Origin of the sequence: Dietzia sp. CH92 (genome assembly GCF_032248695.1) — a bacterium.
In the GTDB taxonomy this organism is placed as follows: domain Bacteria; phylum Actinomycetota; class Actinomycetes; order Mycobacteriales; family Mycobacteriaceae; genus Dietzia.
Genome location: NZ_JAVHXC010000004.1, coordinates 20,665 through 34,313, shown reverse-complemented (window position 1 = coordinate 34,313; position 13,649 = coordinate 20,665). Strand labels below are relative to the sequence as shown.

Annotated in this window: 10 protein-coding genes and 1 tRNA gene; 7 read left to right on the top strand and 4 right to left on the bottom strand. The window is 71.1% G+C overall.

Going from position 1 to position 13,649, the window contains the following annotated elements; all coding sequences use genetic code 11:
• Window positions 1–22 precede the first annotated feature (22 nt).
• The 3 genes from RWK90_RS09485 (at window position 23) to RWK90_RS09475 (ending at window position 1,846) form a co-directional block, all read left to right on the top strand.
• Window positions 23–226 carry a cold-shock protein gene (locus RWK90_RS09485; protein ID WP_007628711.1) on the top strand — a complete coding sequence of 68 codons (204 nt, stop codon included), beginning with the start codon at window positions 23–25 and terminating at the stop codon, window positions 224–226.
• Between the two features lie 169 nt (window positions 227–395).
• Window positions 396–983, top strand: coding sequence for a hypothetical protein (locus tag RWK90_RS09480; RefSeq protein ID WP_314037172.1), 588 nt, complete (start codon window positions 396–398; stop codon window positions 981–983).
• Window positions 984–1,060: 77 nt separating this feature from the next.
• Window positions 1,061–1,846, top strand: a complete 786-nt coding sequence (locus RWK90_RS09475; RefSeq protein ID WP_314037170.1) for an NRDE family protein — start codon at window positions 1,061–1,063, stop codon at window positions 1,844–1,846.
• A gap of 75 nt (window positions 1,847–1,921) precedes the next feature.
• On the opposite strand, the gene RWK90_RS09470 is transcribed toward RWK90_RS09475, so the two are convergent.
• Both RWK90_RS09470 and RWK90_RS09465 read right to left on the bottom strand, forming a co-directional pair.
• Window positions 1,922–2,992 (bottom strand): 2-oxoacid:ferredoxin oxidoreductase subunit beta, encoded by a 1,071-nt coding sequence (locus RWK90_RS09470; RefSeq protein ID WP_314037168.1) that lies wholly within the window; start codon window positions 2,990–2,992, stop codon window positions 1,922–1,924.
• 25 nt (window positions 2,993–3,017) lie between these two features.
• The gene (locus RWK90_RS09465) at window positions 3,018–5,012 is read right to left on the bottom strand and encodes a 2-oxoacid:acceptor oxidoreductase subunit alpha (protein WP_314037166.1); all 1,995 of its coding nucleotides are present in this window, start codon (window positions 5,010–5,012) and stop codon (window positions 3,018–3,020) included.
• A gap of 722 nt (window positions 5,013–5,734) precedes the next feature.
• On the opposite strand from RWK90_RS09465, the gene topA reads away from it, so the two are divergent.
• Window positions 5,735–8,674, top strand: a complete 2,940-nt coding sequence (topA, locus tag RWK90_RS09460; RefSeq protein WP_314037712.1) for a type I DNA topoisomerase — start codon at window positions 5,735–5,737, stop codon at window positions 8,672–8,674.
• Window positions 8,675–8,733: 59 nt separating this feature from the next.
• Here the strand turns inward: topA and RWK90_RS09455 are convergent, their stop codons facing one another.
• The gene (locus RWK90_RS09455; protein ID WP_314037164.1) at window positions 8,734–10,332 is read right to left on the bottom strand and encodes an adenylate/guanylate cyclase domain-containing protein; all 1,599 of its coding nucleotides are present in this window, start codon (window positions 10,330–10,332) and stop codon (window positions 8,734–8,736) included.
• Between the two features lie 73 nt (window positions 10,333–10,405).
• Between RWK90_RS09455 and RWK90_RS09450 the strand changes: the two genes are divergently transcribed.
• The 3 genes from RWK90_RS09450 to RWK90_RS09440 all read left to right on the top strand — a co-directional run bounded on the left by RWK90_RS09450 (window position 10,406) and on the right by RWK90_RS09440 (window position 12,806).
• On the top strand, window positions 10,406–11,623 hold the full coding sequence (locus RWK90_RS09450; protein ID WP_314037711.1) for a DNA polymerase III subunit delta': 1,218 nt from the start codon (window positions 10,406–10,408) through the stop codon (window positions 11,621–11,623).
• 121 nt (window positions 11,624–11,744) lie between these two features.
• A tRNA-Thr gene (locus RWK90_RS09445) sits at window positions 11,745–11,820 on the top strand.
• A gap of 182 nt (window positions 11,821–12,002) precedes the next feature.
• Window positions 12,003–12,806: a crotonase/enoyl-CoA hydratase family protein gene (locus RWK90_RS09440; protein WP_314037162.1), complete on the top strand. Its 804-nt coding sequence runs from the start codon at window positions 12,003–12,005 to the stop codon at window positions 12,804–12,806.
• Between the two features lie 43 nt (window positions 12,807–12,849).
• On the opposite strand, the gene RWK90_RS09435 is transcribed toward RWK90_RS09440, so the two are convergent.
• Window positions 12,850–13,623: an IclR family transcriptional regulator gene (locus tag RWK90_RS09435; RefSeq protein ID WP_396230308.1), complete on the bottom strand. Its 774-nt coding sequence runs from the start codon at window positions 13,621–13,623 to the stop codon at window positions 12,850–12,852.
• Window positions 13,624–13,649: the final 26 nt, after the last annotated feature.

Sequence of the window (13,649 nt, the reverse complement as noted above, 5' to 3'; positions counted from 1 at the left end):
ACGGAAAAGGAACGCAGTAAACATGGCACAGGGCACCGTCAAGTGGTTCAACGCGGAGAAGGGCTACGGGTTCATCGCCCCGGAGGACGGCTCGGCCGACCTCTTCGTCCACTACTCCTCCATCGAGGGCACCGGCTTCAAGTCGCTCGAGGAGAACCAGCGCGTCGAGTTCGAGGTCGGCGAGGGTCAGAAGGGGCCGCAGGCGCAGGAGGTCCGCGCCCTCTGACCGATCCGGTCCGTCACGCACGAGGCCCCCACCGCACCGCGCGGTGGGGGCCTCGCGCCGTCACGGGGCGGGCGTCCCGCGGTGACGGGGCGGGGCGGGTCTAGCCGGCATCGCCGGCGGCGGGATCTCGGTGTCGGGGTTGTCGGAGATCGGTCGTAGGCTCGTGACCGTGACGCAGCTGTCGTTCTTCGCCGCGGACGACCATGTCCCCGACCCCGCCGACCTCGAGGGCGTCCTCGCCGCGCGTGGGCAGTCCACCCTGGCCGGGGACGTGGCCCAGGTGTCGGTCGCGTTGGACGCCGCGTGGCGGGCGGACGCGTTCGAGGCGATCCTCTCGCAGGCCGGCCTCGATCCCGTGCGCTCCGATTCAGGTCCCGACGGCCGGTGCACCGTCTCGACGGCGCGGACCCCCGCGCTGGTGCCGGTCGTCCGCCGCTGGCGCAGGGGCGCCGTCACGGCGGTGCCCGAGCGGTGGACCCCGTCGGCCGGGGCCCTGCGGGTCTGGATGCTCACCGCCGGCCACATCACGGACACCGGCGTCGTCGAGCTGGGGATCGACGCCGGCATCGAACATCACGCCCCGCGGAGGGACGCCCTCCGGGCGGCGCTGGAGCGGGTCGGCATCCGTACGACGTACGTCGGATCCAAGGGCGGCGGCCCGCTGCTCCGGCTGGGCACCGCCAAGGCGCGCGCCCGGCTGGCGCAGAACATCGGCGAGCCGCCCGCCGGGGTGCCCGCCGGGTACTGGCCCGGCTGACGGCCGCGCCGCCCCCGCGCGCGCCGGGTCACCCCGCGTCCGCGCTGGCCCGCCGCAGGTCGACGTACCGTGGGGGTATGTGCATGCTCGTGGTCGCCCGCCGGGCCCACCCCCGCTACCCGCTCATCGTGGTGGCCAACCGGGACGAGGTCCTCGCCCGCCCCACGGAACCGCTCCACGAGTGGACCCTGGAGCAGGAAGGTGCCACGGGCATCGTCGCCGGCCGGGACGTCACGGCCGGCGGCACGTGGATGGCGCTCGCCCCGGGCGGGAGGTTCGCCGCGGTCACCAACGTGCGCGAGCCCGGGCCGGTGCTCCCCGCGCCCGCGTCCCGCGGCGAGCTGCCGGTCGACGCGCTCACCGGGCCGGTGCCGGCGACGGAGTTCGCCCGCCACGTGGTCGACGGCCTCGACGCCTACGGCGGCGTCAACCTGCTGGCCGGCGACCTCGACGAGATGTGGTGGGCGTCCAACCGGTCCACGCGTGGCCCGCTGCCGCTGGACGACGGGGTGCACGGGCTGTCGAACGCGGCCCTGAACACCCCGTGGCCGAAGGTCGTCGGCGCGGCCCGCGACGTCCGGTCGCTACTGGGCACCGACGTGCTGGAGAGCCCGGACTGGTCCCGCGCGCTGCTGGACGTGCTGGCGGACCGCCGCCCGGCCGCACCATGGGCGATGCCGCGCACCGGCGTGCCCCTGACCCACGAGTGGCGGCTGTCGTCCAGGTTCGTCCGGATCGGCGGGCACTACGGCACCCGGTCGACGACGGCCGTCCGCATCGACCACCACGGCGTCGCCGACGTGGTCGAGCGGACGTGGAACCCCGCCGGACGCGTCACGGGGACGGTCACCCGGCGCGTGTGAGCCGGTGACCGCCCCCGTGAGCGGTGGAGCGTGCGCCGTCGGCCTCGCGGGACGCGGCGCGGGCGGTGCGACGGCCTACTCGACGGTCCAGGTGTTGGAGCCGTCGAGGAGGGACTGCAGGTCGTGGGTGGCGGTGTTCTTGGCGTGCTCGACCTGGCCGCGGGCGAGGTCGTCGTAGGTGTCGCGGGTGACCTGGCGGATGATGCCGGTGACCGTGTACTCGAGGTCCTGGCTGGACAGGTTGGCCAGGGCGTGGGCGTAGGTCGGGTCGTCGGTGTGGGCGTCGTGGACGACGATGTCGGCCTCGTCGACGTCGGCGGTGGCGGCGACGGCCAGGGAGAAGCCGCGGCGGATGACGCAGTGCTGGCCTTCGTCGCCGAAGATGATCTTCTCGCCGTGACGCACCGGGATGAGGTGGTCGGCGGCGTCCTCCTTGCGCAGCAGGTCGAAGGAGCCGTCGTTGAAGATCGGGCAGTCCTGCATGATCTCCACGAAGCTGGTGCCGCGGTGGTGGGCGGCGGCCTCGAGGACCTCGGTCAGGCCCTTGCGGTCGGAGTCCAGGGCGCGGGCCACGAAGGTGCCCTGCGCGCCCACGGCCAGGGACAGGGTGTTGAACGGGTGGTCCACCGAGCCCATGGGGCTGGACTTGGTGACCTTGCCGGTCTCGGAGGTGGGCGAGTACTGGCCCTTGGTCAGCCCGTAGATCCGGTTGTTGAACAGCAGGATGTTCATGTTCACGTTGCGGCGCAGCGTGTGGATCAGGTGGTTGCCGCCGATGGACATGGCGTCGCCGTCACCGGTGACGACCCACACGGACTGGTCGGGGCGGGCGGTGGCCAGGCCGGTGGCGATCGCCGGGGCGCGGCCGTGGATCGAGTGCATGCCGTACGTCTCGAGGTAGTACGGGAAGCGGCTCGAGCAGCCGATGCCGGAGACGAAGGTGATGTTCTCGCGCTTGAGGCCGAGCTTGGGCAGCAGTGCGCGGATGGTGGCCAGGATGACGTAGTCGCCACAGCCGGGGCACCAGCGCACCTCCTGGTCGGAGGTGTAGTCCTTGGGCTTCTGGGGGGCGTCGGTCTTGGGCACCGAGGACAGCGCGTCCAGCGGCAGCGGGCTGCCGACGAGTCCGGGTTCGGTCGTGGTCATGGGGATCCTCTCCTCGCTCGAACAGTCAGCGGGTTCGGTTGGCGGTGGCGGTGCCGGTGGCGGTGTGGCCGATCTGCCGGGCGCGGGCCGCGGGCTCACCGGTCGTGGTGATCACACCGTCGAGCGCGACGCGGTACTTGTCGTGCTCGGCGTGGGTGAGGCGGCCGGCGAACTCGGCTTCGATCGCGTTCTGCAGCTCCTCGGCCGAGAACGCCATCCCGTGCACCTTGGTGATGGGCTGGATGTCGGCGGGGAAGCGGGCCTTGAGCAGCATCGACAGCTGGCCCAGGTTCATCTCCGGGACCAGCACGCGGCGGTAGCGGCCGAGCACCTCACCGATGTTGTGGGGCAGCGGGTTGAGATGACGCACGTGCGCGCGGGCCACGCGGTGCCCGTTGGCGCGGGCGCGGCGCACGGCCTCGCCGATCGGGCCGTAGGACGAGCCCCAGCCCACGACGAGCACCTCGGCCTCGCCCGACGGGTCGTCGACCTCCAGGTCCGGCACGTCGATGCGCGCGATGCGCAGGGCGCGCGTGCGGGTCATCAGGTCGTGGTTGTCGGCGGTGTAGGAGATGTTGCCGGTGCCGTTGGCCTTCTCCAGCCCACCGATGCGGTGCTCGAGCCCCGGGGTGCCGGGCACCGCCCAGTCACGGGCGAGGGTCTGCGGATCGCGGGCATAGGGCAGGTACCCGGGCGCGGCGGCGCCCTCCTGGTCGGCCTCGGGCGCGGTGGCCAGGTTCTTGTCGATCGGCGCCAGCGCCTCGACCTCGGGCAGCAGCCACGGCTCCGAGCCGTTGGCGATCGCCCCGTCCGAGAGCAGGATCACCGGGGTGCGGTAGGTCACCGCGATGCGGGCGGCCTCGCGGGCGGCGTCGAAGCAGTCCGCGGGGGACTGCGGCGCCACCACGGCCACCGGCGACTCGCCGTTGCGGCCGAACAGGGCCTGCAGCAGGTCGGACTGCTCGGTCTTGGTCGGCAGACCCGTGGACGGGCCACCACGCTGGACGTCGATGACCACCAGCGGAAGCTCGGTCATCACGGCCAGGCCGATCGCCTCGGACTTCAGCGCCAGACCCGGCCCGGAGGTCGAGGTCACCCCCAGCGCGCCGCCGTAGGAGGCGCCGATCGCCGAGGCGATCCCGGCGATCTCGTCCTCGGCCTGGAACGTGGTGACGTCGAACTGCTTGAGCTTGCTCAGCTCGTGCAGGATGTCCGAGGCCGGGGTGATGGGGTAGGTGCCCAGGAACACCGGCATCTCGGCCGAGACACCGGCGGTGACCAGGCCGTAGGCCAGGGCCGTGTTACCGGTGACCTGGCGGTACCGGCCCGCCGGCAGCTTGGCCGGGGCGATCTCGTACTCCGAGGCGAACGCCTCGGTCGTCTCGCCGTAGTTCCAGCCCGCCCGCAGCGCCAGGACGTTGGCCTCCAGGATGGTCGGCTTCTTGCCGAACTTGTCCGACAGGAACGTCTCGATCGAGTCGACCGTGCGCCCGTACATCCACATCAGCAGACCGAGCGCGAACATGTTCTTGCACCGCTCGGCGTCCTTCTTGCCGATGTCCACCGACTCCACCGCACCGATGGTCAGCGTGCTCATCGCCACCTCGTGCACCTGAAAGGCCTCGAACGCCGGCGAACCCAGCGGGTTGGACTCGTAGCCCACCTTGGTCAGGTTGCGCTTGGTGAACTCGTCGGAGTTGACGATGAGGATCCCGCCCGAGGGCAGGTCCCCGATATTGGCCTTCAGCGCCGCCGGGTTCATCGCCACCAGCACGTCCGGGCGATCACCCGCGGTGAGGATGTCATAGTCCGCGATCTGGATCTGGAAGCTCGAGACACCATGGATGGTGCCCTGAGGGGCCCGGATCTCGGCCGGGTAGTTGGGCTGGGTCGCCAGGTCGTTACCGAACGCTGCGGCCTCGGAGGTGAACTGGTCACCGGCGAGCTGCATGCCGTCACCCGAGTCACCCGCGATGCGGATGACCACCTTGTCCAGCTTGGTCTTGGACGCATTGCGCACCGCTGCTGACCTCCAGAAAGTCGTGATGGTGGGGACTCGTCGTGGCTCCCGTACGGCCATCGACGGTACGCCGCTTCCGGCGCAGCCCGCGGCCACGACCGATGTGCCGGAACTGTAACAGGTTGCAATCCGCGGTCGTGGATGTTCCTTCTCATCATAGACCGACCTGTCTATTGCTGCCACATCCGCAGCGCGGCGCCGATCGCCGAGGCGATGACCAGCGGGTTTTCAACGACGATCACCATGCGACCCACCCCGCCCGCCGCTGTCCACTCCGCGATCGCCGATCTCGTCGTCGTCGCCCCTGTTCCCTCCCGGCCGGTGCCCCCGCACCCGCCCCCTCCCCGGCGCCCGGGCCCACACCGAGCAGACCCGCCACCGCCCCTGCCCGCCCTCCGCGGTGGCGCCGCCCGTCGGGTCCGCGAGAAGGGCGCGCCCCGGCCCGACCCGACACCCATATATAGGCATCACCGCGGTCCGTACGGCGGCGTCACCCCGGGCCGGACGCGTGCCCGGGCCCGCCGCCCCCGACCGGTCACCCGGCCGTCCGCGTTTCTCGTCGGCCGCGGGGCGCCTGGTATGAATTCCTATGAGAAGGGGCGCCGGTGCACGTACGGTGGCCGGAACCGGACGTCGGACATCCACACGTCCACACGTCAGCGCAGGTTGGGAGCACTCCAGTGGCGAGCAAGAAGACAGCATCGGGCGGCAAGCGGAGCCTGGTGATCGTCGAGTCCGCCACCAAGGCGCGCAAGATCCAGCCCTACCTGGGGTCCGACTACGTGGTCGAGGCGTCCGTCGGGCACATCCGCGACCTGCCCAAGGGCGCCGCCGACATCCCCACCAAGTACAAGAAGGAACCGTGGGCCCGCCTCGGCGTCAACCCGGACGACGACTTCGAGCCCATCTACGTCGTCAGCGCTGACAAGAAGAAGAAGGTCGCCGACCTCAAGAAGGAGCTCGCCGGGGTCGACCAGCTGCTGCTCGCGACGGACCCCGACCGCGAGGGCGAGGCGATCGCGTGGCACCTGCTCGAGGTGCTCAAGCCCAAGGTCCCCGTCAAGCGGATGGTCTTCCACGAGATCACCAAGCCCGCCATCCTCGCCGCCGCCGAGAACACCCGCGAGCTGGACACCGACCTCGTCGACGCCCAGGAGACCCGCCGCATCCTCGACCGCCTCTACGGCTACGAGGTCTCGCCGGTGCTGTGGAAGAAGGTCATGCCGCGTCTGTCCGCCGGGCGCGTGCAGTCGGTGGCCACCCGGGTCATCGTCGAGCGGGAACGCGAACGCATGGCGTTCGTCGCCGCCGACTACTGGGACATCACCGCCACCCTGGCCACCCAGCGTCCCACCGGCGGCGACGCCGGTGAACCCCGCAGCTTCACCGCCAAGCTGTCCGCCGTCGACGGTGCCCGCGTGGCCCGCGGCAGCGACTTCGGCCAGGACGGCAGGCTGAAGACCACGGGCGCGGCCAAGGACTCCGTCGTCCTGGCCGAATCCGCGGCCCGGGCGCTCGCCGACGCCCTCGACGGCGCCGACTTCGTCGTCGACTCCGTCGAGTCCAAGCCCTACACACGGCGCCCCTACGCGCCGTTCATGACCTCGACCCTCCAACAGGAGGCCGGCCGCAAGCTCCGGTACACCTCCGAGCGCACCATGCGCATCGCACAGCGGCTGTACGAGAACGGCTACATCACCTACATGCGAACGGACTCCACCACCCTGTCCGAGGGCGGCATCGCCGCCGCCCGCGCACAGGCCACGGAGCTCTACGGCAGCGAGTACGTCTCGCCCACACCGCGGCAGTACACGCGCAAGGTCAAGAACTCGCAGGAGGCACACGAGGCCATCCGCCCCGCCGGCGAGACCTTCGCCACCCCCGGCCAGCTGCACAGCGTGCTGGACGCCGAGGAGTACCGCCTCTACGAGTTGATCTGGCAGCGCACCGTCGCCTCCCAGATGGCCGACGCCCGCGGCACCTCGGTGAGCATCCGGATCAGCGGCGAGGCCGGGGCCAACGACTCCGGATACTCCCGCGCCACCTTCTCCGCGTCCGGCCGCACCATCACGTTCCCCGGCTTCCTCAAGGCCTACGTCGAGGCCGCCGACGATGCCGCCGAGTCCTCCGACAAGCCCATGGCCGACGACGCCGAACGGCGCCTGCCGCAGCTGTCCGAGGGGCAGCATCTCACCGGCTCGGACCTCCTGCCCGAGGGCCACACCACCAGCCCGCCCGCCCGCTACACCGAGGCCAGCCTCGTCAAGGCGATGGAGGAGATGGGCATCGGACGCCCCTCCACCTACGCCAGTATCATCCGCACCATCCAGGACCGAGGCTACGTCTACTCGCGCGGTAACGCCCTCGTACCCAGCTGGGTGGCGTTCGCCGTGGTCGGGCTGCTCGAGCAGAACTTCGGCCGGCTCGTCGACTACGACTTCACCTCCCTCATGGAGGACGAGCTCGACGCGATCGCCGAGGGTCGGGAGAACCGCGGCGACTGGCTGCGACGGTTCTACTTCGGGGCCGGCGACCGCGCCGACGCCGAGACCGCCGCCAACTACGCCGTCGGCCTGAAGAACCTCGTCGACGTCAACCTCGAGGCCATCGACGCCCGCAGCATCAACTCCATCCGCGTGTTCGACGACGCCGAGGGGCGACCCGTGTACGTCAGGGTCGGCCGTTACGGCCCCTACCTCGAGCGCACGGTGAAGGGGGAGTCGGGCGAGGACGAGTCGCAGCGCGCCAACCTCCCCGAGGGGATGAGCCCCGACGAGCTCACCCTCGAGGTGGCCGAGAAGCTCTTCGCCACCCCCCAGGACGGGCGGCCCCTGGGCGTGGATCCCGAGACCGGGCACGAGATCGTCGTCAAGGACGGGCGCTACGGGCCCTACGTGACCGAGAAGCTGCCCGAGCCCAGCGACGCCGAGAAGGCCGCCTGGGCGAAGAAGGTGCTCGCCGACGCCGAGGCGGAGAAGAAGCGGATCGACGCCGAGCGCGAGGCCGCGATCGCCGCCGCGAAGAACGACGACGAGATCGCCGAGGCCAAGAAGGCCGCCACCAAGGCCAAGTCCGCGGTGACGCGGAAGGCGAAGAAGGACGCGGAGAACCCCACCGGGCCCAAGCCGCGGACCGGGTCGCTCATGCAGTCCATGGACCCGGCGACCGTCACGCTCGAGGACGCGCTCAAGCTGCTCTCGCTGCCGCGCGTGGTGGGCGTGGACCCCGCCAGCGGCGAGGAGATCACCGCCCAGCTCGGCCGGTACGGGCCGTACCTCAAGAAGGGCACCGACTCGCGGACCCTCGAGTCCGAGGACGCGGTGTTCACCACGACCCTCGAGCAGGCGCTGAAGATCTACTCGGAGCCCAAGCGGCGCGGACGTCAGGCCGCCGCCCCCAAGGCGCTGCGCGAGATGGGCATCGACGAGGTGTCCGGGAAGCAGATGCTGGTCAAGGACGGTCGCTTCGGTCCGTATGTGACCGACGGCGAGTCGAACGCCTCACTGCGCAAGGGCGACACCGTCGAGAGCCTGACCGACGCCCGCGCCTCCGAGTTGCTGTCGGAGCGGCGCGCCAAGTCGCCGCCGGCCAAGAAGGCGCCGGCCAAGAAGGCGGGCGCGCGCAAGGCGCCGGCGAAGAAGGCGGCCGGCTCGCGGCGGTGACGCCGGCGGGTCGGGCGGCCTGCTGCTCGGGCCGTCGGGCGGCCTGGTGCCAGGGCCGGTCAGCGGGCAGCGTCGTCGACGACCACGTCGCCCGCCGGTACCGCATCGCCCGCCGGCACCGTGTCGCCCGCCTGCCACCGGTCGGCGAGGGTCGGACGGAGGGGGCGGGCGAGCTGGGTCATGATGCCCCGACCCCGCAACTCCACGCTCTGGCCGAGGACCCACCGGGCCGCCTCCGGCTCGTCCGCGCGGTGGATGGTGGCGGCCGAGGCCAACACGTGCCCCTGCTCCATCTTGGCCAGCGTGGTCAGTCGCGCGGCCTCGTTGACCGGGTCGCCGATGACGGTGTACTCGAACCGCTTGGCGTGGCCGATGTGCCCGGCGATGACGGTTCCGGAGGACACGCCGATGCCCGCCGACAGCGGTGACAGTTCGGCCAGGCGACTCTGCAGGGCCCGGGCCGCCCGGAGCGCGCGCCCGGCCTCGTTGTCCACCTCCAGCGGGGCCCCGAAGACCGCGAGTAGCGCGTCACCCTGGAACTTGTTGATGTACCCGCCGTTGGAGTCGACCGCCTCGACCGCGATCCGGAAGAACTCGTTGAGCACCGACACGACCTCGGCCGGCTCGTGGGCCGCCGCGAACTCGGTCGACCCGGTGAGGTCGACGAACAACACGGCGACGTCGCGTTCCTGCCCACCGAGCTCGGTGCCCCGTTCGAGCGCGTTGCGGGCGACGTCCTCGCCCACGTAGCGGCCGAACAGGTCCTGGATGGCCTCGCGCTCCTGAAGGCCGGTCACCATCTCGTTGAACCCCTGCGCGAGTCGGCCGATCTCGGAGCTGTCATAGATCGTCACGCGGGTCTCGAGGTCGCCCTGCTTGACGCGGCTCACGCCCGCCTGCATCTCCCGCACGGGGTCGGCGATCGAATCCGAGACCAGGCCCATGCCGATCGCCCCGGCGATCACGGCCACGCTGGCCAGGACCGCCAGCGAGACCAGGATGAGTCCGGGGTCGTCACCGAACAGGCCGAACCAGTGCCCGATGAGGATGAGCAGAACTCCGGCGATCGGCACGACCGTGGTCAGGGACCAGCCCAGGAAGATGCGTCGACGCACGCCGGGGACGTGGCGGCTGTCCGGCACGCCGCGGGCCAGGGCGCGGACCGTGATGGGGCGCATGATGCGCTCCGCCTGCAGGTACGAGATCAGGCAGGTCACGATCCCGCCGAGGATGCTCGTCACGGCCACGATGAGGGCGAGTCTGGGGGAGCGCCCCACGTTGACGGCGATGAACAACAGGGTGCCGATCACCCACATCGCGCCGGAGATGAGCGCCTGGTGGAACGGGAGGCGCAACGTGCGCTGACGGACGGGCCCGTCGAACTCCCCGCCCGCCCGGTCCACCCGGAGCACGGGCAGCAGGAGCAGGGTCGAGGCGATGACACCGCCGACGAAGGCCAGCCCCAGGTACCCGATGAACAGGTACTGGTTGAGGAATCGGAACTGGTCCAGATTGAGGAACCGGTCCATCGGCAGGACGAAGCGCAGGAAGGAGAACACGAAGACCGCGCCGATGATGTTGGCCTGCACCATCGTCAGCGCATACACGGGCCAGGGGGTGGCCCACAGCCACCTGAACAACCTGACCCAGCGCTCCATCGGTCCAAGCCTAGTTCGCCCCGGGGCCGCCGGGAACGCAGGTGTGTCGGTGAGCGGGGATAAGGTGGGGTCCATGCCCGGGGTGTTCGAACGGTTGGCCGGACAGGCCGACGTCGTGGCGGAGCTGACCGCTGCCGCCACGGCCGCCCGTGCCCGGGTGCCGGGGCAGGGGTGGGACGAGTCCGATCCGCGCATGGTCCACGCGTGGCTGTTCACCGGCCCACCGGGCAGTGGCCGGAGCGTGGCGGCCATGGCGTTCGCGGCCGCGCTGCAGTGCGAGCACCCCGAGGTGGTGGGGTGCGGGGAGTGCCGGGCGTGCCACACCGTCATGGCGGGGACCCACGCCGATGTCCACCTGCTCGCCCCGCAGGGCGTCAACATCCTGCTGAAGGACGTCAAGGAGACCATTCATCGCGCGGCCAGCCGCCCCGGGACCGGGCGGTGGCAGATCGTCGTGGTCGAGGAGGCGGACCGCCTCACCGAGCAGTCCGGCAACGCCCTGCTCAAGGTGGTCGAGGAGCCGCCCAGCAGAACCGTGTTCCTCCTGTGTTCGCCCACCACCGATCCGATGGACATCATGGTCACGCTGCGGTCGCGGTCGCGGAACGTGGCGCTGCGTCAGCCGGACGCCGCGGCGGTCGAGCGGGCCCTGCTGGTGGACGGGGCGGAGATCGACCCGGAGCGCGCCCGGTGGGCCGCCTCGGTCTCCTCGGGTCACGTGGGGCGCGCGCGGTGGTTGGCGACCGACGAGGCGACCAGGGAGCGGCGGGACGTCGTCCTGGAGCTCCCGATGGTTATGCACAATCCCGGACGGGCCTTCCCGCTCGCCAGCCGGCTCGTCAGTTCCGCCGAGCAGGAGGCGCTCGCCCGCAACAGTGAGTCCGACGAGCGGGAGGTCGAGGAGCTGCGGACGGCGCTCGGAGCCGGCGGCACCGGGAAGGGCACCGCCTCGGCCGGGCGCGGCGCCACGGGGGCGGTCAAGGAACTCGAACGGGCGCAGAAGTCGCGGCGGACCCGTTCCACCCGCGATTCGCTCGACCTCGCGCTGGTGGATCTGGCCGGCTTCTACCGTGACGCGCTCATGGTGGCGCTCGGCGCGAGTGACGTCCCCGCCGTGCACCCGGACAAGTCCGCCGAGTCCGCGCGGCTGGGTGGTCATTACCCGGCCGCGTCGATCCTTAAGGCGATCGAGGCGGTGCAGGACTGCCGCGCGGCGATCGAGGTCAACGTCAAGCCCAAGTTCGCGGTGTCCGCGATGGTCGGTGCCATCCGGGCGGCGCTCGGCTCCTGATTACGACGCCGTCCGCACCGGCCCCGGCGGGGCGCGACAGGGCCGGTCCGCGCCGCAGAACCCTCCCGTTTTTTCTGTGGCGGGTCACGTCGGATATAGTTGCCTCGCCCCACAAGGGCTCGCCGCGTTAGCTCAGTCGGTAGAGCATTTCACTCGTAATGAAAAGGTCGTCGGTTCGATTCCGACACGCGGCTCCACCACGATCGTCACGAAACCCCGGACCTGCCGTCCGGGGTTTCGTCGTCTCCGGCCGGGGATCGCGGCTGGTGTCACCCCCGGAACGCACCGTTGACCCCCGCGGGCCATGCGAATAGTGTTAGGTAACTCTTTACGTAGTTACATATTCGCCGCTCACGGGATCCGACGGAAGAAGCCCCTCATGACCTCAACGCCCCTGCTCGTCGAACGAGCCGACCACATCGAGACGTGGACCCTCAACCTGCCGGACTCCCGCAATCCCATCTCGGACCCGGCGATCGTCGACGCCCTCTGTGAGCAGGTCGCGGTGGTCAACGCGGATCACGATGTACGGGCCGTCGTGCTCACCGGCGCGGGTTCGGCGTTCTCGGCGGGCGGGAACGTCAAGGACATGGTGGACAGGTCCGGCATGTTCGGCGGCTCCCCGTATCAGCTGCGTGACGGGTACCGTCAGGGGATCCAGCGGATCCCGCGCGCGCTGTACCACTGCGAGGTGCCGGTGATCGCCGCCGTCAACGGTCCCGCCGTCGGCGCGGGATGCGACCTGGCGGTGATGTGCGACCTGCGGGTGGCATCCACCAGGGCGTGGTTCGCCGAGAGCTTCGTGCAGCTGGGCATCATCCCGGGCGACGGCGGCGCCTGGCTCCTCACCAAGGCGATCGGGCCCGCCCGGGCCGCGGAGATGGCGCTCACCGGGGACCGGGTGAAGGCGGAGCAGGCCGCCGAATGGGGGCTGGTCAACCAGGTCGTCGAGCCTGACGAGCTGATGGGCGCCGCCCGGGAGCTCGCGGCGCGGGTGGCGAAGAACCCGCCGCACTCCGTCCGCATGGCCAAGCGGCTGCTCCGGGAGTCGCAGCACCAGTCCCTCGAGTCCCTGCTCGAGCTGTCCGCGGCCATGCAGGCCCTGGCGCACCACACCGAGGATCACCGGGAGGCGCTCGCCGCGTTCGGGGACAAGCGCCCCGGCCGCTACGAGGGGCGCTGACCGGGTCCGGTCACAGCCGGCCGCGGCTAGGCGGGCGGGGCTGTCACCGGAGCCCCCACGAGGTCGCGTGGTCGAGGCAGGCGGCGGCGAGTTCGTCTCTCCGGGTGACGATCTCGGCCCGGCTGCCGATCACGCCGACCGTCGCGATGGTGCGGCCGCGTTCGCGCAGGGCCACCGAGACACCGTCCCCGCCGTCGACGGCCACCCCGGGCGCGAGACAGACCCCGGTGTCGATCAGGTCGTCGAGTGCGGCGAGGAAGCGGTCGACGTACTCGGTGTCCTCGCGGGGCCGAGAGTTGAGGTAGGCCCACACGTCCCGCCGCTCGCGGTCCGCGAGGAGAAGCCACCCGGACGAGGTCCGCAGCAGGGAGCGGCGCAGTTTGTTCTCCGCGAGGTAGGCGTAGTGCGGGTCGGAGGAGACGAAGTCCACGTAGAACAGGTCGTCGCCGACATCCGTCGACAGGGTCGTCGTGAGCCCGGTCTGTGAGTGCAGCGCCTCTAGCTGCTCGTGGCTCACCGAGGTGACAGGCGGCCGCCCGGCGATGACGTTGAGCAGGTAGGGGGCCGTCCCGAGCGTGTACACGCGGTTCCGCTCGTCGAGATACCCCACGGCGACCAGCCCGTTGAGGAGTCCCTGGGTCGAGCTGACGGGGGCGTCGAGGGCCTTGGCCACCGCGGTGAGCGTGAGCCCCGAGCCCGAGCGTGCGATCAGTTCCATGATCGCCGCGACCCGGTCGACCATCCGGTGTCGGGGGCGCTCGGCCGCGCGCTCACGGGAGCCCGCCCGGCCGGCGTTCGGCATGTCGCGTTCCGTCATGAGGTAACAGTATCCGCCCGTGCGCA